Consider the following 2,127-nt stretch of genomic DNA (forward strand, 5'->3'; position numbering starts at 1 on the left):
GTCGCGTCCTGTGTGCCGTCCAAGCTCTACCCGAAGGCCTTCACCATCCCGATGTTCGACGCGAGCGGCAACGTCAACCTGCCGATCAACCGCGCCCTGCTCGGCGAGACGGGCGTCACGCTAACGCCAGACCTGCGCGGCGTGCCGGTCGTCGCGGCCTATGTGCCGCTCGGGCGCACCGGCCTGGCCATGGTCGTCAAGGCCGACATCGACGCCGTCTTCGCCGTCATCCGCCAGCGCCTGGGCTGGCTGGCCCTGCTGCTGACGGTGCTGACTTTGATAGGCACCTGGGTGCTCAGGCAGCACGTGAGGCCCCTGGTGAAGCAGTTGGCCGGCGAGCAGGCGCGCTGCCGCGCCATCCTCGACAACTCGAGCGACGCCTTCATCGGCCTGGACAGCGAAGGCCTCATCACCGACTGGAACCTGCAGGCCGAGCGCCTGTTCGGCTACACGGCGGCCGAGGCGAGGGGCCAGCGCGTTTCCGAACTCATCATCCCGCCCGAGTCGCGCGCCGCCCACGAGGCCGGCATGGCACGCTTCCGGCACACCGGCCAGGGCCGCGTCGTCAACCAGCGCGTCGAACTCATGGCCCAGCACCGCGACGGCCGGCTGCTGGACGTGGAGCTGTCCGTTGCCGCCATGGCCGCGGGCGACGGCTACGCGGCACATGCCTTCGTGCGCGACGTCAGCCAGCGCAAGGCCGCCGCCCGCCAGCTCGCCGCCAGCGAGCAGCGCATGCGCGACGTGACCAACGCCATCCCCGCCATGGTCGGCGTCTTCGATGCCCAGGCGCGCTGCGTCTTTGCCAATGACCTGGCCCTCAAGGTGCACGGCCTCGATCGTGACAAGGCCATCGGCCTGCCCATGCGCGACGGCCTGGGCGAGGCCAGCTATGCCCTGCACGAGCCCCATGTGAAGGCCGTGCTGCAAGGGCAGCGCCAGACTTTCGAGGGCTCGCTGCCCTGGCGCGACGGCACTGGCTATTTCCAGATCCACCTCGTGCCCATGCGCGACGCGCAGACCGATGCCGTCAGCGGCTTCTATCTGATGACCTTCGACATCACGGCCCTGCGCAGTGCCCAGTTGAAGCAGGAGCGCAGCGAGCGGCGCCTGCGCTCCATCACGGACAACCTGCCGGCCCTGATCTCCCACCTGGATGCCGACGGCCGCTATCTGTTCGCCAACCGCCAGTTCGAGACCCTGCTCAAACTCGATCCCGAGCAACTGCTCGGCCGGCGCATTGACGAAGTGCGTGACGCGGACTACGTCGCGCAGGTGCGCCCCTGGCTGGCCAAGGCCATGGCGGGCCAGACCGTCGTCTTCGAATCCGAGACCGGCCCCAGTGTTGGCCAGGCCCGCCAATACCAGCAGACCTACGTGCCGGAGTTCGACTCCGACGGTCAGGTCGTCGGCGTCTTCGCGGTGACCTTCGACATCACCGACCGCAAGCTCGCCGCCCAGCGTCTCGGCGACGCCCAGGCCCACCTCAAGGCCATCGCCGACAACCTGCCGGTGCTGATCTCCTATATCGACCGTAACCAACGCCTGACCTTCGTCAACAAGACCTTCGAGGAATGGATGGGCGTGGCCCCCGAACTGGCCGTCGGCAGCCACCTGAAGGCGCTGATCGGTCCCGAGCTCTATGCCCAGCGCCAGCCGGCCCTGGAGCAGGCGCTGCGCGGCGAACGCGTTGAATTTGAGGTCGCGTCCCAGGCCCTGGGCCTGACCCGGTACCTTCACACCGTCTACATCCCCGACCGGCGCGCCGACGGCAACGTCGCCGGCGTCTACACCCTGTCCACCGACATCACGGCCACCAAGGACATCGAGCGCCGGTTGCATGAACTGGCCCGCATCGATCCGCTGACCCGCCTGCCCAACCGCCGCGAGTTCGAGGAAAGGCTGGCCCTGGCGCTGGCGCGCGCCCGCCGCGGCCAGAAGGCCCTGGCCTTGATCTTCATGGACATCGACCACTTCAAGCGCATCAACGACGGCCATGGCCATGCCGCCGGTGATGCCGTGCTCAAGGAATTTGCCACGCGCATCCGCGGCGCCGTGCGCAGCACCGACACCGCGGCGCGCCTGGCCGGCGACGAGTTCGTCGTCATCCTGGAAGGCCTGCTGAGC

1 protein-coding gene is annotated in these 2,127 nt (G+C 68.6%); it reads left to right on the forward strand.

Going from position 1 to position 2,127, the window contains the following annotated elements; translation table 11 throughout:
• A partial coding sequence (locus ACXJKJ_RS30020) for a PAS domain-containing protein (RefSeq protein ID WP_457394976.1) occupies window positions 1-2,127 on the forward strand: 2,127 nt, incomplete at both ends.

The sequence above is a fragment of the Roseateles sp. P5_E1 genome (genome assembly GCF_054049335.1).